The 20,352-nt window shown below is 73.0% G+C and carries 18 protein-coding genes; 6 read left to right on the top strand and 12 right to left on the bottom strand.

Annotation, left to right across the window (positions count from 1 at the left end; all coding sequences use genetic code 11):
• Positions 1–52 precede the first annotated feature (52 nt).
• From OG906_RS15840 to OG906_RS15825, 4 genes are all read right to left on the bottom strand, one after another.
• Positions 53–907 (bottom strand): 1,4-dihydroxy-6-naphthoate synthase, encoded by an 855-nt coding sequence (locus OG906_RS15840; protein WP_329443440.1) that lies wholly within the window; start codon positions 905–907, stop codon positions 53–55.
• A complete protein-coding gene (locus OG906_RS15835) occupies positions 891–1,622 on the bottom strand; it encodes a futalosine hydrolase (protein WP_267799083.1) in 732 nt (243 codons plus the stop codon). The genes OG906_RS15840 and OG906_RS15835 overlap by 17 nt, the downstream gene beginning before the upstream one ends.
• Positions 1,623–1,725: 103 nt before the next feature.
• Positions 1,726–2,220, bottom strand: coding sequence for a DUF2771 domain-containing protein (locus OG906_RS15830; protein WP_267799082.1), 495 nt, complete (start codon positions 2,218–2,220; stop codon positions 1,726–1,728).
• Positions 2,221–2,336: 116 nt separating this feature from the next.
• A complete protein-coding gene (locus OG906_RS15825; protein ID WP_443067382.1) occupies positions 2,337–3,716 on the bottom strand; it encodes an MFS transporter in 1,380 nt (459 codons plus the stop codon).
• 334 nt (positions 3,717–4,050) lie between these two features.
• Between OG906_RS15825 and OG906_RS15820 the strand changes: the two genes are divergently transcribed.
• Entirely contained in the window at positions 4,051–4,959 is a 909-nt protein-coding gene (locus tag OG906_RS15820; RefSeq protein ID WP_329443435.1) for a DUF3027 domain-containing protein, read from the top strand.
• 220 nt (positions 4,960–5,179) lie between these two features.
• Here the strand turns inward: OG906_RS15820 and OG906_RS15815 are convergent, their stop codons facing one another.
• Entirely contained in the window at positions 5,180–6,196 is a 1,017-nt protein-coding gene (locus tag OG906_RS15815) for a WD40 repeat domain-containing protein (protein WP_329443433.1), read from the bottom strand.
• A 76-nt stretch (positions 6,197–6,272) separates the two neighbouring features.
• Between OG906_RS15815 and OG906_RS15810 the strand changes: the two genes are divergently transcribed.
• The gene (locus OG906_RS15810) at positions 6,273–6,956 is read left to right on the top strand and encodes a GDSL-type esterase/lipase family protein (RefSeq protein WP_329443431.1); all 684 of its coding nucleotides are present in this window, start codon (positions 6,273–6,275) and stop codon (positions 6,954–6,956) included.
• 59 nt (positions 6,957–7,015) lie between these two features.
• Positions 7,016–8,005: an aldo/keto reductase gene (locus OG906_RS15805; protein WP_329443430.1), complete on the top strand. Its 990-nt coding sequence runs from the start codon at positions 7,016–7,018 to the stop codon at positions 8,003–8,005.
• Positions 8,006–8,209: 204 nt separating this feature from the next.
• Here the strand turns inward: OG906_RS15805 and thpR are convergent, their stop codons facing one another.
• The 3 genes from thpR to OG906_RS15790 all read right to left on the bottom strand — a co-directional run bounded on the left by thpR (position 8,210) and on the right by OG906_RS15790 (position 10,654).
• A complete protein-coding gene (gene thpR / locus OG906_RS15800; protein WP_267799076.1) occupies positions 8,210–8,776 on the bottom strand; it encodes an RNA 2',3'-cyclic phosphodiesterase in 567 nt (188 codons plus the stop codon).
• A 74-nt stretch (positions 8,777–8,850) separates the two neighbouring features.
• Positions 8,851–10,191: an MFS transporter gene (locus OG906_RS15795; protein WP_392899820.1), complete on the bottom strand. Its 1,341-nt coding sequence runs from the start codon at positions 10,189–10,191 to the stop codon at positions 8,851–8,853.
• A gap of 25 nt (positions 10,192–10,216) precedes the next feature.
• Positions 10,217–10,654: a MarR family winged helix-turn-helix transcriptional regulator gene (locus OG906_RS15790; protein ID WP_266574971.1), complete on the bottom strand. Its 438-nt coding sequence runs from the start codon at positions 10,652–10,654 to the stop codon at positions 10,217–10,219.
• Between the two features lie 154 nt (positions 10,655–10,808).
• Between OG906_RS15790 and OG906_RS15785 the strand changes: the two genes are divergently transcribed.
• Entirely contained in the window at positions 10,809–10,991 is a 183-nt protein-coding gene (locus OG906_RS15785; protein ID WP_078999227.1) for a ribbon-helix-helix protein, CopG family, read from the top strand.
• A gap of 95 nt (positions 10,992–11,086) precedes the next feature.
• Here OG906_RS15785 and OG906_RS15780 read toward each other — a convergent pair whose 3' ends face one another.
• On the bottom strand, positions 11,087–12,514 hold the full coding sequence (locus OG906_RS15780) for an NCS2 family permease (protein WP_329443424.1): 1,428 nt from the start codon (positions 12,512–12,514) through the stop codon (positions 11,087–11,089).
• Positions 12,515–12,651: 137 nt separating this feature from the next.
• Here OG906_RS15780 and OG906_RS15775 point away from each other — a divergent pair, with 137 nt between their 5' ends.
• Positions 12,652–12,942 (top strand): DUF2530 domain-containing protein, encoded by a 291-nt coding sequence (locus OG906_RS15775; protein ID WP_329443422.1) that lies wholly within the window; start codon positions 12,652–12,654, stop codon positions 12,940–12,942.
• 138 nt (positions 12,943–13,080) lie between these two features.
• Entirely contained in the window at positions 13,081–15,579 is a 2,499-nt protein-coding gene (locus tag OG906_RS15770; RefSeq protein ID WP_329443420.1) for a cation-translocating P-type ATPase, read from the top strand.
• Positions 15,580–15,596: 17 nt separating this feature from the next.
• Here OG906_RS15770 and OG906_RS15765 read toward each other — a convergent pair whose 3' ends face one another.
• From OG906_RS15765 to OG906_RS15755, 3 genes are all read right to left on the bottom strand, one after another.
• Positions 15,597–18,758, bottom strand: a complete 3,162-nt coding sequence (locus OG906_RS15765; RefSeq protein ID WP_329443418.1) for a sacsin N-terminal ATP-binding-like domain-containing protein — start codon at positions 18,756–18,758, stop codon at positions 15,597–15,599.
• A 64-nt stretch (positions 18,759–18,822) separates the two neighbouring features.
• Positions 18,823–19,440 carry a class F sortase gene (locus OG906_RS15760; RefSeq protein ID WP_329443416.1) on the bottom strand — a complete coding sequence of 206 codons (618 nt, stop codon included), beginning with the start codon at positions 19,438–19,440 and terminating at the stop codon, positions 18,823–18,825.
• On the bottom strand, positions 19,433–20,326 hold the full coding sequence (locus tag OG906_RS15755) for a hypothetical protein (RefSeq protein ID WP_329443414.1): 894 nt from the start codon (positions 20,324–20,326) through the stop codon (positions 19,433–19,435). The genes OG906_RS15760 and OG906_RS15755 overlap by 8 nt, the downstream gene beginning before the upstream one ends.
• Positions 20,327–20,352 lie beyond the last annotated feature (26 nt).

Below are 20,352 nucleotides of genomic sequence, written 5' to 3'. Positions count from 1 at the left end.
CCCCGCCACTCGAAAGAGCGGCGGGGCGCGGTCGATTCGGTACCTCTCGCGGCTAGGGGAAGGCCAGCGCGTCCGGCCCGATGGCCGGAACCAGCCCCTCGGCCGCGGCCCTGGTCAGCAGCCCGCGGACGGCCGCGTACCCGGCGTCACCGAGGTCGGCGGTGAACTCGTTGACGTACAGCCCGATGTGCTGGTCGGCGACCTTCGGGTCCAGCTCCTGCGCGTGGGCGCGCACGTACGGACGGGACGCCTCGGGGTCCTCCCACGCCATCCGGACCGACGTGCGGGCCGCGTCGGCGAGCGCGCGCAGCGTGTCCTCGCCCAGCGAGCGCCTGGCGATGATCGCCCCGAGCGGGATCGGCAGGCCGGTGGTGGACTCCCAGTGCTCGCCCATGTCGGCCAGGCGGTGCAGCCCGTAGTCCTGATAGGTGAACCGGGCCTCGTGGATGACCAGTCCGGCGTCCACCCGGCCGTCGCGCACCGCGGGCATGATCTCGTGGAACGGCAGCACGACCACCTTGCCGACCCCCTCGGGCAGCACGTCCGCCGCCCAGAGCCGGAACAACAGGTAGGCGGTGGACCGTTCGCTCGGCACGGCGACGGTCCTGCCGGTCAGGTCCACCCCGGGTTCACGGGTGAGGACCAGCGGGCCGCAGCCGCGCCCCAGCGCCCCGCCGCAGGGAAGCAGCGCGTACTCCTCCAACACCCAGGGCAGCACGGCGTACGACACCTTCAGCACGTCCAGCTCGCCGCGCTCGGCCATGCCGTTGGTGATGTCGATGTCGGCGAAGGTGACGTCCAGTGCGGGCGCCCCGGGGACCCGGCCGTGCGCCCAGGCGTCGAAGACGAACGTGTCGTTCGGGCACGGCGAATAGGCGATGCGGAGCGGCTCACCTGTGCTGTTCATGCTGTCCTCCCCAGTGGGCGAGTACGGGTCCCAGCGCGCGGAAGCCGTCGCCCAGCGCGGCCAGCGCGTCCCCGATCCGCCAGGCGTCGCGGTCACGGGGGCCGACCGCGTTGGACACGGCGCGGATCTCCAGCACCGGCAACCCGTGCGCGGCGGCCGCCTCCGCCACCCCGAAGCCCTCCATGGCCTCCGCGCCCGCGAGCGGGTGCCGGGCGGCGAGTTCGGCGGCCCGCGCGGCGGTGCCGGTGACGGTGGAGACGGTGAGGACGGGTGCGAGCAGCGCCCCGGTCGCCTCGGCGGCGCGGGCGGCGAGTTCGGCGGGCGGCAGGTGCGCGCTCCGGCCGAAGCCGAGCGCGTCGACGGACAGGTACCCGTCGGGTGTGTCGGCGCCCAGGTCGGCGGCCACCACCGCGTCGGCGACGACGAGCGTGCCGAGCGGGGCGGCGGGCGCGAACCCGCCGCCGATGCCGGCGGAGACGACGAGCGTGTAGTCGGCCAGCGCGAGCGCGGTGGCCGTGGCGGCCGCGGCGGCGGCCGGGCCGACACCGCCGACGAGCACGTCGACGGCGAGGCCGGGCAGGTCGCGGCGGGTGACGAGGTAGCCGCCGCGGGACAGGGTGCGCGGGTCCGGCGTGGCCGGGTCCGGATGAGGGGTGAGACCGGCGACCACGGAGTCTGCCTCCGCGGCCACGGCGGTCACGATGAGCGCGCGCACCCTGCTGCCCTTCGCCGAGTACTGCGTGGAGCCGCCAGTGCTGTGGCCGGAAAGGTGTGCCGTGCCGGGCGCCGTGACACGGTGAACCTTTCCGGTCGCGGCACTAGTTGGACTTGAGCTTGAGCTTGAACGCCCAGACGGCGAGCGGCTTGCCGCCGTCGCCCACCTGGACGAAGCCGAGCATCTTCGACGTGGGCGCCTCGCCCTGGCCGCCCGTCGCGAAGACGTCGGCGCCGCTGAAGCTGCGGTAGGTGTTCGAGGAGGGCTCGGTGATGGGCTGGCCGTCCAGGAGGGCCTGCCACTGCTTGCCGTCCTCGACGACCTCGGGCTCGACACCGAGGCGCAGCGTGTCGCCGCGGCCGTACTCGACGGTCTTGGCTTCCTTCACGTTGGTGAGGCACTCCTGGACCTTGTCCACGGAGAGTTCCTTGCCGTCGTTCTGGCAGGCGGCCTCGGCGGACACCGAGGACGTGCCGACGGTCACCGTCGCGAGCGGCGTCGGCTTGTCGCAGGCGGACAGGAGGAGGAGGCCGGCGGACACGGCTCCGAGGGCCGCGACGCTGCGGCGGGCCCTACCCGAGAAAAGCGGTGCGGTCATGAGCCGAAGGCTATCGGGCCGCCCGGCCTCGTCGCCGCACGGGGGTCCTCCGGCGGTGCGCGTGGCTCCGCCGCCGGCCCGGACGGCGCCGCCCCGGCGGTCGGCGCGCCCGGCGACTACGCCACCCGGGCCCGCGCGGAACCCTGGGGCCGGCGCGGGGAGGTGAGGACGCCGCGCAGGGCCATCGTGGTGCCGGCCGCGACGATGGCCGCCGCGACGGCCATGCCCAGTACCCCGTTCAGCGGGAGCGCGATCCCGATCGCGCCGCCCAGCACCCACGCCATCTGCAACAGGGTCTCCGAGCGTGCGAAGGCCGAGGTGCGCACCGCCTCCGGGACGTCCCGCTGGATCATCGCGTCCAGCGACAGCTTCGCCAGGGCCTGGCAGAAGCCCGCCGTGGCCGCCAGCACCGCCATGAACAGCCCGCTGACGAAGACGGCCGCCAGCACGGAGACCCCCAGGGTCAGCGACAGCACCGCCGCGATGATGGTCTCCGGCGCCCGGGCGCGCAGCCACGCGCCCACCGCCGTGCCGACCGCGTTGCCCAGGCCGGCCGCGATGCCCACGATGCCCAGCGACACGGCCGCGCTCTGGCCGGCGAGCGGGTGGTCGCGCAGCAGGAACGCCAGGAAGAAGATCAGGAACCCGGACAGTCCGCGCATCGCCGCGTTGGCCATCAGCCCGCACAGCACCGGACGGCTCACGGTCCGCAGACCGGGCTTGCGCGAGTGCGCCTCGTGCGTGGACAGCCGGGCGCGGCGTTCGCCCTTGGCCTCGTCGACCTTGTGCGGCAGCGTGAACGCGGCGAAGGTCCCCCAGATGAAGATGGCGCAGGCCCCGTACAGCGGCCAGGGCGGCCCGATCGTGTGGAGTCCGGCCGCGACCGGCGCGGCGGCCCCGGTGGCGAGCAGGCCGGCCAGCGTGACCCGGGAGTTCGCCTTGACGAGGGAGAACTTCGGCGGGAGCAGTCGGGGCACCACGGCGCTGCGGACCACCCCGTACGCCTTCGACGCGACGAGGACGCCCAAGGCCGCCGGGTACAGCTCCAGTCCGCCGGTGGCCACCGCGCCGGACATCATCACCGCGAGCAGGGCCCGGGCCAGCATCGCCGCGGCCATCGCGGCGCGCCGACCGTGCGGCAGTCGGTCCAACAGCGGACCGATGACGGGGGCCAGCAGGGTGAAGGGGGCCATGGTGATGGCGAGGTAGAGCGCCACCCGGCCGCGCGCCTCGTCCGTGGGGACGGAGAAGAACACCGTCGAGGCCAGCGCCACGGTGATCATCACGTCGCCGGCGCCGTTGATGGCGTGGAGTTCGATGAGTCGGCCGAGCCCCGACTCGCCGGCCCCGTGGGCGTGCGTGGCCCGCCGGATCCCGCGTGCCGTGCCGGTGATGGGCAGGTGCAGGGCGCGCCCGACAGCCCGGCCGGCCCGCCTGGCCGGTCCCGAGCCGTCGTCGGACGACCGTACGGGTGCCACGGGCCAATAGTGCCCCACTCGGCCCCCTCGGACGCCTCCCGGACGGCCCCCGGCGCGTTTCGGACCCCGTGGCCGGTCTTGGGTTGTCCGCGAATCGGACCTTGCATGTGGGCCGAAGGCTTCGGAGGAGGTAGCGTGCGTAGCGCGCCACCGGCGGTTGCTCTGGCCGCGCGCCTCTTCGTGATCCCGCAGAATGGATCGCAGGTAGGTGCGCCCGGACCCGATCGGGCGTGGACGTCGACGCGGCCCTCTGGTCCGCTCCGCCCGCGCTACGTAGGGACAGCCGACGGGTCGTTGTGGACGACAGTACGGACGGCGCACTCGTGAGACGGCGTAGGAGAGAACGAGACCTGTGAGTGCTGCGACGACGCGAAGCCGTACCCCCGACCGCCTGTGCGCCGAGGCGGTAGACCTCGCCCGCGCGGCGGCCGAGGAAGCCGCCGCCCCCGGAGTGGTGGGCGAGCACCTCTCGGTCGTCGCCGAGGGCGACCGGGTCGTCACGCACCTCTTCGAGTGCAAGGACCCCGGCTACCGCGGTTGGCGCTGGGCCGTCACCGTGACCCGGGCCTCCCGTGCGAAGAACGTCACCCTCGACGAAACGGTGCTGCTTCCCGGCGACGACGCCCTGCTGGCACCCGAGTGGGTGCCGTGGAGCGAGCGGCTGCGGCCCGGGGACATGGGTCCCGGGGACCTGCTGCCCACCGATGCCGAGGACCTGCGGCTGGAGTCCGGCTGGTCGGGCGAGGACGCGCCGCCGCCGAACTCGGTCGTGTCCACCGAGATGGCCGAACTGGTCGAGGCCGAGGACGCGGACGTCACCGACCGCACCGTCGTGCCGGTGCGCGGTTCCATCACCTCGGTCGCCGAGGAACTGGGCATGCGGCGGGCCCGGGTGCTGTCCCGTTACGGCCTGCACAGCGCGGCGGACCGCTGGGACGAGGCGTTCGGCGCGAAGACCCCGATGGCCCAGGCGGCGCCCGCCTCCTGTGTGTCGTGCGGGTTCCTCGTCGCGATCGGCGGCTCGCTGGGCCAGGCCTTCGGCGTCTGCGCGAACGAGTTCGGTCCCGCGGACGGCCGGCTGGTCTCCCTGTCCTACGGCTGTGGCGGCCACTCGGAGGCCGCGGTCATGCCGAAGCCGCTGCGTCCCGCGCCGCCGGTGCTGGACTCGATGGCCTCGGACGAGTTCCCCCTGCGGCCGTCCCGCGACACCGGCTCGGTGCCGAGCGGCGACCTCACCCCCGCGGACCTCGGCCACTCCTGACGGGTCGGCCCCCGCCCCGGCGACCCGGCCCCGCGCGAGACGGCCGTTCGCCCGGTCGGGTGAGCGCGTCGCCCGGTCGGACGTGTCGAACGGTGCGGCGGCGGCCGGGCGTTGCCCCGCGCGGTACGGACCGTCAGGCTCGCGAGGCGCGGACCGTCAGACTCGTGCCGTACGAGCCGTCAGGCCCGCGTCCGCATCGCCGTCGGATCCGGGCCGGGCGTCAGGCCTTGGGCGTCCGGCGGCGCACCAGCCGCCGTCCCGCCAGGAGCAGCACCGTCCCGCCCGCCAGCACCAGGGCGCCCTTCGCGAAGCTGCCCTTGTCCTGCGGGTCCTGCGCCTGCGTCGCCGCGGCCGGCGATCCGGGTCGGGCCGGCGCCCGGGTGCCGCCGGAGGGAGCCGGGGCGGCGCCCGCCCGCGCCGGCACCGGTACCGCCACCACCCGGCTGCCCGCGCCCTCCGCGCCGAACATCAGCGCCGACCCGTCGGCCGTGTACGTCACCGACTCCGCCTGGCCCTGCCACGGCGCGGCCACCCCCTCGCCGGAGCCCACCGGCCGTCCGTCCTTCCACGCCCACGTCCGCGCGAAGAAGTACCCGCGCAGCGTCAGCGCGCCGCCGTCCGGGGAGAACGCCCCGTCCGTCACCCACGGCAGGTCCGCGACCCGCCGGAACACGTTCGGCCCACCGGCGGTCAGCCGGCCCGGCCCCTCGTACAGGCCGCCCTTGTCCTCGTCCTTGCTCGCGATGTACACCCGCCCCGTCACCGGATGCACCATCAGGGCCTCCGCGTTCCGCGGCCCGTCGGCGTACGTCACCGTGAACTGCTCGGCCCTGACCGTCGCGTCGGCCAGCACCTTCGGCTCGGGGAAGCGGTAGATCCACACGTGGTCCCAGGTACCGCCCTTGTTGTCCCCGATGTCGCCGACGTACAGCTGCCCGTCCGGCCCCAGCGAGATGGCCTCGACGTCGCGCGGCCGACCGATCCCGGTGAGGGTCACCCGGGCCACGGTCTTCCCGCTCGCGGAGTCCACGGCGTACACGTACGGACCGTCGTCGCTGTCGTTGTGCGTCCAGTACACGCCCGGGTGGATCCGGCTGGCCGTCAGCCCGCTGGACTCCTTGATCCGGGGGTCGGCGATCGTGAACCCGGAGGGGGTGTCGGCCGCCGCGGCCGGTCCCGCCGACACGGCGAGGACGAGGGCGGCGGAGCAGGCGGTCAACGTCGGCAGCAGGCGCATCCCCCAAGCCTGCCGGCCCGCGCCGCGTGTCCGGCATCACAGGGGTACCTGTCGTGTGATCCGCGATGATGACCGGATGCGTTTCATGTTCGTCGGCGACTCCATGACCATCGGACGCGCCGGCGACTACACCTGGCGCTACCGGATGTGGCAGCACCTGAACGCCACCATGGGCGGGCCGTACGCGATCGTCGGCCCGCGCGGCGAGGTGTACGACTCCCTCACCGACGGGCCCACCAGCCACGAGTACGCCGACCCGGGCTTCCCCGCGCCCGCCCGCCGCCACCTGGCCGGTTGGGGCGAGGGGTGGCAGCACATGGCCCCGCTCATCGGGCCGGCCGTCCGCGAGGGCCGGGCCGACGTGCTGCTGGTCTCGCTCGGTCTCATAGACCTCGGCTTCTACACGAAGGCCGAGCAGACCGCCGACAACGTGCGCCGCTTCGTCGCGCGGGCCCGCGCCGCCCACTCCCGCGTCCGGATGGTCCTGCTGCCCGTCATCCCCAACGTCCGCGCCGAGTCGGACGCGCCGTTCGCCGCCGAGGTCGCGCGGTTCAACGAGCTGCTGGCGAAGGCGGTCGCCGACCTGTCCACCGACGCCTCGCCGATCCTGCTGGCCGCCCGCCCGCAGGCGTACGACATCCACCGCGACACCTACGACGGCACGCACCCCAACGCCTCGGGCGAGCACCGGCTGGCGGGGGAGTTCGCCGCGGTGCTGCACCAGGCGTGGGGCATCGGCGGCCCCTACCGGGGCCTGTAACACGCCCTTCACGAGGGGGGCTTGCCTGGAGCGCACTCCAGGCAGTTGGGTGGTGACCCATGAAGTACACGCAGCTCGGACGCACCGGCCTCAAGGTCAGCCGACTTGTACTCGGCACCATGAACTTCGGCCCCCAGACCGGGGAGCCCGAAAGCCACGCCATCATGGACGCGGCCCTCGACGCCGGCATCAACTACTTCGACACGGCCAATGTGTACGGCTGGGGCGAGAACAAGGGCCGGACCGAGGAGATCATCGGCACCTGGTTCGCCCAGGGCGGCCGCCGTCGGGAGAAGACGGTCCTCGCCACCAAGGTCTACGGCTCCATGGCCCCGGAGGGCGAGTCGTGGCCCAACTACGACCGGCTCTCGGCGCTGAACATCCGGCGGGCGGTCGACGCCAGCCTCAAGCGCCTGAACACCGACCACATCGACGTCTACCAGTTCCACCACGTGGACCGGCGGACCCCCTTCGAGGAGATCTGGCAGGCCGTCGAGGTCCTGATCCAGCAGGGGAAGATCCTCTACGCGGGCTCCTCGAACTTCCCCGGCTGGAAGATCGCCCAGGCCAACGAGAGCGCCGCGCGCGCCGGCCGGCTCGGTCTGGTCAGCGAGCAGTGCCTCTACAACCTGGCCGAGCGGCGCGCCGAGATGGAGGTCATCCCGGCCGCCGAGGCGTACGGGCTCGGCGTCATCCCGTGGTCGCCGCTGCACGGCGGGCTGCTGGGCGGGGCCATCCGCAAGTCCGCGGAGTCGGGTCGCACCGCGTCCGGCCGTTCGGCGGACGCGCTGTCCAACAGCTCCGTACGGGCGCAGGTGCAGGCGTACGAGGACCTGCTGGACAAGCACGGCCTGGAGCCCGGCGAGGTCGCCCTGGCCTGGCTGCTGACCCGTCCGGGGGTCACCGGGCCGATCGTCGGCCCGCGGACGCCCGAGCAGCTCGCGTCGGCGCTGCGCGCGGTGGAACTGGAGCTCTCGGAGGAGGTCCTGGCGGGCCTCGACGAGATCTTCCCGGGTCCGGGAGCCTCGCCGGAGGCCTTTGCCTGGTAGCGGAGGGGCGGGCGGCTACTGGCCGACGGCCGCCGCGACGGCGACGACGACGAACATCAACACGAGCACACCGGCCATGACACGGTTTCTGGTCTTCGGATCCACCCGTCGAGACTAACGCGGCAGCCCCCGGCCCTCGGGCCGGGGGCTGCGAGACGTGCGTCATGCCCGCCGGGCCCGCGGCCCGGCCGGCGCCCAGCCGGGTCAGCGGGTCGCGGCCAGGGGCCAGGCGCCGACGACCTCGTAGCGGGGCTGCTCGCCCGGGATCCCGCTCACGGGCAGGTTGCTGCGCACGAGGCTGAGGGTGTCGACCCGCCAGGGCGCGCCCTCGAAGCCGGCGAGGGACTCCAGCAGGGGGCCCAGGTCCACGCCGCCGCCGGTCCGGCCGCGGGCCAGGGTCAGGTGGGGCGTGTACCGGTGGTGCTGTTCCATCGGGACGCCGGCCCGCCGGGCGGCGGCGTCCGCGCGCTCCGCGAGCATCCGCATCCCGTCGAGCCCGCCGGCGGCCCCGGCCCACAGGGTGTTCTCCCCGAAGTGCCCGGCGCCGTGGAACCGCAGCGAGAACGCCTCGGTGCGGGCGGCGGCGCGGGCCAGGCGGGCGTGCAGGTCGGGGAGCACGGCCTCGCGGACCTCGCCCATGAAGGCGAGGGTGAAGTGCCAGCCGGCCTCCGCGGTCCAGCGCAGGCCCGGTTCGGGCGGCAGGGCGCGTACGGCGTCCCGCAGTGCGGCGACGGCGGGCGGGGGCGGCATCACGGCGGCGAACAGCCTCATGCCCCGACGGTAGCGCGGCCGGTCCGCCGCGGGGTGCCTCCGCCGGCCGGATCGGGGCGGCGGAGGCGGCGGGGTCAGGCGGCGGCGACCAGTTCGCGGGTGCGGTCCGAGGGCACGAAGGCCACCCCGCGCCGGCTCACGTGCAGCCGGAGGTTGCCGACCCGGGACAGCACCACCGCGATGGCGAGCGCGGCGGCCAGGGAGATCAGACCGCCGGCGGCCATGCCGGCGCGCGCCCCGTGGGTGTCCGTGATCCAGCCGACCAGCGGTGCGCCCAGCGGGGTGCCGCCGGTGAACACCATCATGAACAGGGCCATGACGCGGCCCCGCATCTCGGGGTCGGTGGCCATCTGCACGCTGGAGTTCGCGGTGACGTTGACCGTCAGGCCGAACATGCCGATCGGCACGAGCAGCGCCGCGAACAGCCAGAACCCCGGCGCGAACGCGGTCACGGTGAGCAGCAGGCCGAACAGCACGGCGGCCGCCACCAGCACCCGCAGCCGGGAGTGGCCGCGTCGGGCCGCCAGCAGGGCGCCGGCCAGGGAACCGGCCGCGATCAGGGTGTTGAACAGCCCGTACGTGCCCGCGTCGCCGTGGAAGACATCGCTGACGAAGGCCGACAGCCAGATCGGGAAGTTGAACCCGAAGGTCCCGATGAACCCGACCAGCACGATGGGCCAGATCAGCTCCGGCCGGCCCGCGACGTAGCGCAGGCCCTCGCGCAATTGCCCCTTGGCGCGCGGCTGCGGCACCACCGGGTGGAGTTCGCTCGTCCGCATCATCAGCAGGCCGGCGATGGGGGCGGCGAAGGACAGCCCGTTCAGCAGGAAGGCCCAGCCGGAGCCGACGGCGGTGATCAGCACGCCGGCGATCGCCGGGCCGACCAGCCGCGCGGACTGGAAGTTGGCGGAGTTCAGACTGACCGCGTTGGCGACCTGGTCCTTGCCGACCATCTCGGAGACGAACGTCTGGCGCGCCGGGTTGTCCACGACGGTGACGAGGCCGAGCAGGAAGGCGGCGAGGTACACGTGCCAGACCTGGACGTTGCCGGCCAGGGTGAGCGCGGCGAGCGCGATGCCGGTGAGGCCCATGGCGCTCTGGGTGGCCAGCAGCAGTGGCCGCTTGGGCAGCCGGTCGGCGAGTACGCCTCCGTAGAGGCCGAACATCAGCATCGGCAGGAACTGCAGGGCGATGGTGATGCCGACGGCCGAGGCGGAGCCGGTCAGGGAGAGGACGAGCCAGTCCTGGGCGATGCGCTGCATCCAGGTGCCGGTATTCGAGACGACCTGTCCCGTGGCGAAGAGCCGGTAGTTGCGGATCTTCAGCGAGCTGAACATGGACTGCTTGTGCCCAGCTGCGTCGTCGATGGTGGATATGTGGCCGGGTGCGGAGTTTGCTCCGGTTCCCGTACTCAAAAGTGTCGCCTCCTGGCGTGTGCGGTTACAGGTGCGCGAGCTTCTCCAGGACGGGCGCGGCCTCGCGGAGCTTGGCCCATTCGTCCTCGGTCAGCTCGGCCGCGAGCCCGGCCAGGAAGGCGTTGCGCTTGCGACGGCTCTCTTCGAGCATCGCTTCGGCCTCCTCGGTCTGGCTGACCACCTTCTGGCGGCGGTCGTCGGGGTGCGGCTCCAGCCTGACCAGTCCCTTGGCTTCCAGCAACGCGACGATGCGGGTCATCGACGGCGGCTGTACGTGCTCGCGCCGGGCCAGCTCACCGGGGGTGGCCTGGCCGCAGCGGGCGAGTGTGCCGAGCACCGACATCTCGGTCGGGCTCAGTGACTCGTCGACCCGCTGGTGCTTGAGTCGGCGGCCCAGCCGCATGACGGCGGAGCGGAGATCGTTCACGGCGGCGGCGTCGTCACCATGGGAAAGGTCGTGCATGTTCCTTAGAATAACTCATTACTCTCCCTAAGGAACACCCGGTTTCAGGCGTCACACCTCACACCATGCGCGGGTTGCGGCGCTGTCACTCGTAAGGGTGAGTTGGTTCCGAAAAGCGACCCGCGTCCACGGCCCCTGCCCCGACTCTTTCGGCATGGGGACACATGTGCTGAGCATGCGCATAGACGGGGAGCTGCTCGAACGCCTCCGGACTCATGCGGCCAAACGCGGAATGAGCGTCCAGGACTACGTGGTCCGGACGCTCATTCGCGACGACTTCGACGAGCGGTTCAAGACGGCCGTCGACGAGACGGAGAAGTTCTACGGGCTCACCTGAGGGTGTCCCGTGACTCCCGTGACTCCCGTGACCCCGCGACTGCCGTGACTGTCGTGGCTCTCGGGAGGATGTGCGGACCGGTTGGTCCGTTCGGGCTACGTGAGGCCGAGGGCGGGCATCGCGTAGTAGAAGACGAACACCGCCGCGACGACGTACATGGCGGGCGGGACCTCGCGGCCCCGGCCGGTCGTCAGGCGCAGGACGCAGAAGCTGATGAAGCCGATGCCGATGCCGTTCGTGATCGAGTAGGTGAAGGGCATCATCACCATGGCCAGGAAGGCCGGGACGGCGATGGTGAAGTCGCTCCAGTCGATGTCCCTGATCGATCCGGCCAGGATCAGGAAGCCCACCGCGATCAGTGCGGGGGTCGCCGCCTGGGACGGGACCATGGTCGCCAGCGGCGTGAGGAACAGCGACACGGCGAAGAGGCCGCCCGTCACGACGTTCGCCAGGCCCGTGCGGGCGCCCTCGCCGACGCCGGCCGTGGACTCCACGAAGCAGGTGGTGGCGGAGGAGGAGGTCGCGCCGCCCGAGGCGACGGCCAGTCCGTCGATCAGCAGCACCCGGTTGATGCCGGGGAAGGTGCCGTCCGGCCGCGTCAGCTTGGCCTCGTCGCCGACGCCCAGGATGGTGCCCATGGCGTCGAAGAAGCAGGACAGCAGCACGGTGAAGACGAACAGGACGCCGGTGAGCATCCCGACCTTCTCGAAGCCGCCGAAGAGGCTGACCTGACCCACGAGCCCGAAGTCGGGCGCGGCCACCGGGTTGCCCGGCCACTCCGGCACGGTCAGCCCCCAGGCGGCAGCCGGCAGGTCGGTGACCAGCTGCACGACGACCGCGATCACGGTCATGACGACGATGGAGATCAGGATCGCGCCGGGGGTCTTGCGGATCAGCAGGGTGAGCGTGAGCAGCACGCCGAGCACGAAGATGAGTACGGGCCAGCCGTCCAGGTGGCCGTTGCCGCCGAGCTGGAGCGGGACCGTGGTGTGCGCGGCGTCCGGGATGCGGGTGACGAAGCCCGAGTCCACCAGGCCGATCAGCATGATGAACAGGCCGATGCCGATCGCGATGCCCTTGCGCAGGCCCAGCGGGACGGCGTTCATGACCCGCTCGCGCAGGCCGGTGGCGACGAGCAGCATCACCACGAAGCCGGCCAGCACCACCATGCCCATGGCGTCGGGCCAGCTCATCCGGGGGGCGAGCTGGAGGGCCACGACGGTGTTGACGCCGAGGCCGGCCGCGAGCGCGATGGGGACGTTGCCGATGACCCCCATGAGCAGGGTGGAGAACGCGGCCGTCAGGACCGTGGCGGTGACGAGCTGACCGCCGTCGAGCTGGTGGCCGTACATGTCCTTCGCGCTGCCCAGGATGATCGGGTTGAGCACGATGATGTAGGCCATCGCGAAGAAGGTCGCCAGGCCGCCCCGGACCTCGCGGGCGACGGTAGAACCGCGCTCCGAGATCTTGAAGTGGCGCTCCATGGCGTTGGTGGGGGCCGCGGCGGGTGCCGAGGTGCTCATGCGGTCCTCAAGGGGTCATTTGGTGGTTCGTACGAGTAAATCCGGTCGCAGGCAAACCGTTTCAGTATGAACACATGAGCGACGGAGCGTCCATCTCCGCGCGTAGACCGCGATTCGCGCCGCCTAGACTTGGACACATGGCGAAATGGACCGCACAGCACGAGGCCCCCGAGCCCCTGGAGGGTCCCGTCGTCGCGACCGTCGTCGGCGGCACGATCATCTGGTTCGTCCTCTTCCTCGTTCAGCTCCCGTTCTACGGGTGGTTCGCCGACCGGGGCATGTTGTGGTGGGTCTGGACCCCGCTCGCCGGCGCGGCCCTCGGCCTGTTCGGCATCTGGTACGCCCGCGGTCGCGAGGCGGCGATCAAGCGCCACAAGGAACAGCAGGCCGCCGCGGCCGACGGGTCCGGCGCGGCCGGAGCACAGTAGGGCCCCGGGGTCCAGTCCTCCTTCGGCCCCCTCGCCGAGGGTGAGGGGAGTCCCGGGGGAGGATTCGGGTCATCCCGAAGTCGGATCTTCGTCCTGCTCGGCGGGTGAAGCGTTCGAAGGCCCTTTACCGTCGAAAGCATGACGCAGCGGGCAGAGACCGAATCCGAGGGACCGCGGCCGACCGGCGGGGGCGGCGCCGGTGGTGGCACCGCCGGCCGCGCCCCGGTCGGCACGGCCATCGACGCGGGGGCCGAGCTGGACCCGGTCCACCCGATCAAGCCGCCCGCTCCCCGCTTCAAGCCGGGTGGGCTGGGCACCGCCGAGGTCGCCGAACGCGTCGCGCGCGGAGACGTCAACGACGTCCCCGTGCGGTCCTCGCGGTCCACCTCCGAGATCGTCCGCGCGAACGTCTTCACCCGCTTCAACGCCATCATCGGCGTGCTCTGGGTGATCATGCTGATCGTCGCCCCGATCCAGGACAGCCTGTTCGGCTTCGTGATCATCGCGAACACCGGCATCGGCATCATCCAGGAGCTGCGCGCCAAGAAGACCCTCGACGGCCTCGCCGTCATCGGCGAGGCCAAACCGAGCGTCCGCCGCGACGGCGCCACCGGCGAGATCTCCACCTCCGAGATCGTCCTCGACGACGTCATCGAACTCGGACCCGGCGACAAGGTCGTCGTGGACGGGATCGTCGGCGAGGCCGACGGACTGGAGATCGACGAATCGCTCCTCACCGGCGAGGCCGACCCGGTGCTGAAGAAGCCCGGCGACCCCGTCATGTCCGGCTCCTTCGTGGTCGCCGGCGGCGGCGCCTTCACCGCCACCAAGGTCGGCCGCGAGGCCTACGCCGCCCAGCTGGCCGAAGAGGCCTCCCGCTTCACGCTCGTCCACTCCGAGCTGCGCTCCGGCATCTCCACCATCCTCAAGTACGTCACCTGGATGATGATCCCGACCTCGATCGGCCTGATCATCAGCCAGCTCGTCGTCAAGGACAACAACCTCAAGGACGCCATCGCCCGCACCGTCGGCGGCATCGTCCCGATGATCCCCGAGGGCCTCGTCCTGCTGACCTCCGTCGCCTTCGCCATCGGCGTCATCCGGCTCGGCCGCAAGCAGTGCCTCGTCCAGGAACTCCCCGCCATCGAGGGCCTCGCCCGCGTCGACGTGGTCTGCCTCGACAAGACCGGCACCCTCACCGAGGGCGGCATGGACGTCACCGAGCTGCGCCCCCTCGGCGGCGCGGACCCGGCCTACGTACAGAAGGTCCTCGGCGCGCTCGGCGAATCCGACCCCCGCCCCAACGCCAGCCTCCAGGCCATCATCGACGCCTACCCCGACAGCGCCGACTGGCGGTGCACCGAGTCGCTGCCCTTCTCCTCCGCCCGCAAGTACAGCGGCGCCGGCTTCAGCGAGGGCGACGGCGAGAACAACACCTGGCTGCTCGGCGCCCCCGACGTCCTCCTCCCGGCCGGGGACCCGGCCCTCGACGAGATCAACGCCCTCAACGAGGAGGGGCTGCGCGTCCTCCTGCTGGCCCGCTCCGGACGCGAACTCGACGACCCGGCCGTGGCCGTCGGGGTCAAGCCCACCGCCCTGGTCGTCCTGGAACAGCGGCTGCGCCCCGACGCCGCCGACACCCTGCGCTACTTCGAGGACCAGGACGTCAAGACCAAGGTCATCTCCGGTGACAACGCGGTCTCCGTCGGCGCGGTCGCCGGCAAGCTCGGTCTGCCGGGCGCGCAGAACACGGTCGACGCCCGCAAGCTGCCGGCCGACCAGGCGGAGATGGCCCGGGTCCTCGACGAGAACGCCGTGTTCGGGCGGGTCACCCCGCAGCAGAAGCGGGACATGGTCGCCGCCCTCCAGTCCAAGGGCCACACGGTCGCGATGACCGGCGACGGCGTCAACGACGTGCTCGCCCTCAAGGACGCCGACATCGGCGTGAGCATGGGCTCCGGCTCCGAGGCGACCCGGGCCGTGGCCCAGATCGTGCTCCTCAACAACAGCTTCTCCACCCTGCCCTCGGTGGTCGCGGAGGGCCGCCGGGTCATCGGCAACATCACCCGGGTCGCGACGCTCTTCCTCACGAAGACGGTCTACTCGGTGCTGCTGGCCGTCCTCGTGGTCTGCTCGCAGGTCGAGTACCCGTTTCTGCCGCGCCACCTGACGCTGCTCTCCACCCTCACCATCGGCATCCCGGCCTTCTTCCTGGCCCTGGCACCGAACAAGGAGCGCGCGAAGCCCCACTTCGTGAAACGGGTGATGCGCTACGCGATCCCCGGCGGCGTGATCGCCGCGATCGCCACCTTCGTGACGTACCTGATCGCCCGCCACCACTACAGCGGCCCGAACGCCCTGGAGGCCGAGACCAGCGCGGCGACGCTGGCGCTGTTCCTGACCTCCATGTGGGTCCTGGCGATCATCGCCCGCCCCTACACCTGGTGGCGGGTCGCCCTGGTCGGCGCGATGGGCGCGGCCTTCCTGATCGTCCTCGTCGTGCCCTGGCTCCAGGAGTTCTTCGAACTGAAACTGGTCGGCGCCGTGATGCCGTGGACGGCCGTCGGCATCGCCGTGATCGCGGCGGCCCTGATCGAGTTCACCTTCAGGTGGGTCGACCGGAAGTTCCCGGCCTGACCCACCCGAAGGGCCCGTCAATCGAACCAGCGGTCGCGGGCCAGTTCCGCCGTGCGCGAGGGGTCCTCCAGCAGGGCCGCGACCTCGAAGCGGCGCGGCCACTGGCCCGCCGCCCAGGCCAGGCCCGCCGCCACGCCCTCCAGGGTCGAGGCGTGCAGGGTGCCGTCCGGGGTGCGGCGCCATTCGAGCTCGGTGCCGCCCGCCACGAGTTCCTCGTGCTCGACGTAGCGGAGCGGGGTGGTCGGGCCCAGCAGCCGGAGCACCGACTCCGGGACCTCGTGCTCCTCGCCCGGCGTGCTGACCTCGGCCGGCACGGTGTCCGACAGGCGGCGCACCTGGAGCAGCTCCGCCAGGTCGGCGGCGCGCGCCGGGGCGACCGGCAGCAGCGGCAGACCGGCCGTCAACGGCAGCAGGTCGGGGGCGTCCGCGATCACCGTGTCGGCCGCGTCGACCACGCGGACCTCGCCGTCCACCACCGCCCGCAGGTCGTCGGGGAGGGTGACCTGCTCCGGGTCCAGGTCGGCCAGCGCCCCGTACAGGGCGTGCAGCTGCCGGTCGGAGACCTCGCGGTCCGGGTCGGCGAGCCGGCCCAGGAGTTCGGCCGCGCCGCCGGGCTCGTCGAGCAGGGCCGCCACGGTGGTGCGTACGCCGAGGGCGCGCAGCACCTGCTCGTCCTCGAACCCGGTGGCGTCCGCCGAGGCGTACAGGCCCGCGAGCAGCGGGTCGCCGCCGGCCGCGCGCAGTCCCGCCGGGCGGCGGCCGTCGAGCACCGGATGGTCGCGCAGCCACCAGGCGGTGTACGAGCGCACGGAGCGGGTGGTGCCGTCCGGGAGCAGGATCCGCACGGGCTGGGTGAGGGCGTCGCGCAGCGGCGGCTGCGCGAGCATGGCCAGCGCCTGCGGCCAACAGTCGTCGTCGACCAGGTCGAGGTCCCGTACGGCGATCAGCTCGGTGGCGACCGGCGGCAGCGGGGTGTCCGGCAGTTGGTCCAGCAGGTCCTCGCACCACACGTCCACCGCGTCGAGCAGGCCCGCGTCGTCCGGTTCGGCGAAGTCCCCGTCACGGGGCTCCAGTTCGTCGGGGTCCAGGACCACGTCGGTGGCGCGCACCAGCTGGAACGTGGCCAGCACCCCGACGGCGGTCAGTGTGTTGGCGTCCCAGCGTTCGGCCAGCTCGGCATCCAGGCAGGGCACCTCGTCCTCGCGGATGACCGAGGCCAACGGCGAGCCGGGCAGCAGGAGTTCACCCGCCGGGGTGAGTTCCCCGTCCTCGTCGGGCAGCGCCAACGCGCCCAGCCAGGGTTCGTCGCCGGGCGCCAGGTCGGCGTCACGGACCAGGGTCAGGACGATCTCGACGAGTTCGTCGGAGTCGACGCCGTCCTCGTCCCAGATCTCGCCGGCGTCCATGGAGGCGGCCACGGCCGCCCGGACCTGCGGGGTGGTCAGCACGGAGCGCGGGGTCGCCGGGAGCGCGCCCAGCTTCTCCAGCAGCGGGTGCGCCGCGTCCGGGTGGGCCACCTTCAGGCCGAGCCGGGCCAGGCTCGGCGGGGTGTCGGCGCCGGGCAGCAGGATGTGGCGGGGTCCGATCGCGGTGCGTCCGTCGGCCAGCGGCACGGGCAGCCCCGACAGCCGGTCGGGGTCCACGCCGGCGAGGCTGTCGTACAGCCGGTACCACCACTCGGGGGTCCGCTCGATGCCCGCGATCCGTTCGATGGCGTCGCCGAGCGGAAGCCGGCCGACGCCCAGGGTGCGCAGTTCGGCGCGGCGTTCCAGGCCGGCGGGCAGCAGCGTCGGCAGCACCTCGGCGAGGACGTTCACGGTGTCGGAACCGGCGCCCTCCACCACCTCGGCCTCGAAGGGCCGCAGGGCGGAGCGTTCCTCGGCCGTCTCGGGGGTGGGGGTCTCGGCGGGGGCGGCCGGCGCGAGGAAGGCCGTACGGGGCAACCGCTCGATCACGGCCGCGCGCAGGTCCCCGTCCAGCGGGCCCTTGCCGAGCGGGCCGGGCACCAGGTCGACGAGGCCGGTGCTCACCGGGTCCCAGGAGCCGAGGAGTTCGGCGTACGCGTCGGCGGCCCGCTGCACGAGGAAGTCGGTCAGCGGCCCCGGCGCGGGGTGCCGGCGGCTGGTGTCCAACGGCAGCGAGGCGATCAGCAGGGCGGGGATGCCGAGAGGCTCGTCGGTCGGGGTCGGCGCGTGCACCACCGGCGCGGTGAGCGGGTGCACGGGCGCGCCGTCGGCGTCCACGGGCGCCGCCCAGGTGATCGTCCAGGTGGGCCGCAGCCGTTCCTCGACGGGCCGGTCGGCGAGCAACTCCTTTGCGATGGGGCCGTGGTGGCGCACGGTGCGCCAGCGGTGGGTGCCGGAGGCGGAGTCCTCGATGACGGTGTACGGGCCCTCGGTGCGCCGGTACAGCACGCGGTGTCCGCCGGCGGGGGTCTCCACGACGACCTCGCGCAGCCCGGGAAGGGTCAGCAGCAGGGCGTCGTCGATGCCGGCCAGCAGCCGCTCCACCAGTTCCTCGGCGGCGCCGTCGCGCAGCGGCAGCACCACGACGGTGTCGTACCCCTCGGGGGCGGTGCCCTCGGCGGGCAACGGCAGGCGCAGCAGCGGTACGTGGCCGTCGCGGCGGCGCAGCTCGTCGCCGAGTCCGGGGCTGCCGTTGGCGGCGTCCCGGGCCAGTTCGCGGGCCTCGGTCAGGGACCAGCGGACACCGCCGTGCCGGCCGAGCACCGCCGGTTCGTCGGAGACGGCCAGGACGGCGGCGAAGCCGACGCCGAAGCGCCCCACGGTCTCCGCCGACCCGGCCGCACCGTCCGCCGCGGTGGCCGCGGGCTCCCGCTTCGCGGAGGCGCGCAGCGTGCTCAGCGACTCCACGCCCGTGGCGTCCAGCGGGGCGCCGGTGTTGGCGACGGCGAGCACCGCCTGCCCGCCCTCGCCCGGGTGCAGGGTGAGCCGCAGCCGGCCCGGGACCCGGGCGCGGGCCGCCGCGTCGGCGGCGTTCTGGGCCAGTTCCACGACGAGCCGGTCCCGGTAGCCGCCGAGCGCCAGGTCCTCCTCGGCGTTGGCGTCCTCGCGGAACCGGGAGGGGCCCGCGCCCCAGGCGTCGAGCACCCCGCGCCGCAGCCGGGCCGTGCCGAAGGGGTCCACGCCACCCTGGGCCGCCGTTACTCGCACGCTCACGCCGCTGCCTCCAAGAATTGCCGAGCCGAACCGGGCCGAACTCCTGAAGGTATCGCGTGCCGGGCTACTCCCGGCCGGTGAGGTGCGCGTACACGACCACGTTGGAGTCCCAGTGACGGTCCGCGGTGAGGGCTCCGCCGCAGGTGATCAGGCGCAGTTCGGCCTTGCCGCGGGTGTCCCCGTAGACCTTGTCGGTGGGGAACGCGTCCTTCTTGTAGGTGTCCACCGCGTCGACGGCGAAGACGGCGGTGCTGCCGTCGGTGCGGTGGACCCGGATCGGCTCGTCCTTCTTCAGCTTCTTGAGGTTGAAGAACACGGCCTCGGGCGCCTGCGGGGTGTCCATGTGGCCGACGATGGCGGCGGCTCCGGCCTCGCCCGGCGTCGGACCGTCCTTGTACCAGGCCGCGTCCTTGGGCTTCGCGAAGTCCGGTTCCCGCATCACCCCTTCGGCGTCGAGCCCGACGGTGTCGAGGGGTGCGTCGACGTGGATGTCGGGGATCGCGACGCGGTCCGGGACGGAGGGCGTCAGCACGTCGGCCCGGTGGGCCGCGACCGGGGCGGCCGTGCTGTCGGCGGCGGCGGAGCAGCCGGAGGCGAGGACGACCGCGAGGCCGGCGGTGCCCGCCAGGGCGGCCGCGCGGCGTGCGCGGCCGCCCCGGCGGAGGGTGGGCAGGTCAGGCATTGCGGGTCGCGTCCTGAACGGCCCCGGCGGCGGTCCCGGCTTCGGTCCCGGTGGCGGTGAGGGGGGCCTGGCCGGTGTTCACGGAGCCCTTGGGCTTCTTGTGCTCGCTCGGCTTCAGCGGGGTCACCGGCTTCACGGGGGTCACCGGCTTCACGTCGGGCTTCTTGTCGTGGCCGGAGGCCTCGGTGGAGAACTTCACGGTGTCGAACTTCTTGCCGCCCGCGAAGGCGTCCACGCCGTAGTAGCCGGTCTTGACGTCGTTCGCGACGACGGCGGTGCCGGTCCAGGTGCCCTTGCCGTCGCTCGTCAGGTTGACCTGGCCGCCCGCGAAGGCGCCGGACTTCACCTGGGCGCTCTGGTCGCCGGCGCCCGTGGTCACGGTGACGGCCACCTTGTCGCCGGGGCGGCCGAAGTCCTTGGACAGGCGCAGGGTGGGGGACTGCGGCTTCGGGTCCGGTGCGCCGGCCTTGACCGTCAGCTGCGCGGTGGCCTGCACCTTGCCGCCCGGGGCCGAACCGGTGAGGGCGACGCCGTAGTTCCCGTCCTTGACGTCGGCGACCTTGGCGGTGCCCGTCCAGGTGGTGCCGCTCTTGCCCTCGGTCAGCTTGACGTCGCCCAGCGCGGCGGAGGAGACGGCCAGGGAGGTGGAGCCCTCGGGGGCGGTGACGCTGATCTCCACGCTCGCGCCCGGCTTGGCGGTGGAGGCGGACAGCTTCAGGCTCGCGTCGGTGGTGCCGGTCTTCGCACCGCCGGCGATGCCGGTTCCGGTGCTCGCGCTGCTCGTGGGGGTCGGGTGGGGTGCGTCGGCGGCGAACGCGGTGCCGGCGACGCCGAGGGCCATCGACGAGGCGAGGACGATGCCCGAGATGGTGAATGCCTTGCGCATGGAGTTCCTCCTGAACGGGCCGGGGT

This window comes from Streptomyces sp. NBC_01426 (assembly GCF_036231985.1).
Lineage (GTDB): Bacteria > Actinomycetota > Actinomycetes > Streptomycetales > Streptomycetaceae > Streptomyces.
This window is presented reverse-complemented; position numbering and strand designations above follow the sequence as displayed.

Excerpts from the sequence above, each read along its gene's own strand:
- OG906_RS15815 (WP_329443433.1), bottom strand. The coding sequence starts at position 6,196 with ATGCGCCTGCTGCCGACGTTGACCGCCTGCTCCGCCGCCCTCGTCCTC.
- OG906_RS15760 (WP_329443416.1), bottom strand. The coding sequence starts at position 19,440 with ATGCCTGACCTGCCCACCCTCCGCCGGGGCGGCCGCGCACGCCGCGCG.
- thpR (WP_267799076.1), bottom strand. The coding sequence starts at position 8,776 with ATGAGGCTGTTCGCCGCCGTGATGCCGCCCCCGCCCGCCGTCGCCGCA.
- OG906_RS15790 (WP_266574971.1), bottom strand. The coding sequence starts at position 10,654 with ATGCACGACCTTTCCCATGGTGACGACGCCGCCGCCGTGAACGATCTC.
- OG906_RS15830 (WP_267799082.1), bottom strand. The coding sequence starts at position 2,220 with ATGACCGCACCGCTTTTCTCGGGTAGGGCCCGCCGCAGCGTCGCGGCC.
- OG906_RS15840 (WP_329443440.1), bottom strand. The coding sequence starts at position 907 with ATGAACAGCACAGGTGAGCCGCTCCGCATCGCCTATTCGCCGTGCCCG.
- OG906_RS15810 (WP_329443431.1), top strand. The coding sequence starts at position 6,273 with ATGCGTTTCATGTTCGTCGGCGACTCCATGACCATCGGACGCGCCGGC.
- OG906_RS15780 (WP_329443424.1), bottom strand. The coding sequence starts at position 12,514 with ATGAGCACCTCGGCACCCGCCGCGGCCCCCACCAACGCCATGGAGCGC.
- OG906_RS15805 (WP_329443430.1), top strand. The coding sequence starts at position 7,016 with ATGAAGTACACGCAGCTCGGACGCACCGGCCTCAAGGTCAGCCGACTT.
- OG906_RS15785 (WP_078999227.1), top strand. The coding sequence starts at position 10,809 with ATGGGGACACATGTGCTGAGCATGCGCATAGACGGGGAGCTGCTCGAA.
- OG906_RS15775 (WP_329443422.1), top strand. The coding sequence starts at position 12,652 with ATGGCGAAATGGACCGCACAGCACGAGGCCCCCGAGCCCCTGGAGGGT.
- OG906_RS15770 (WP_329443420.1), top strand. The coding sequence starts at position 13,081 with ATGACGCAGCGGGCAGAGACCGAATCCGAGGGACCGCGGCCGACCGGC.
- OG906_RS15755 (WP_329443414.1), bottom strand. The coding sequence starts at position 20,326 with ATGCGCAAGGCATTCACCATCTCGGGCATCGTCCTCGCCTCGTCGATG.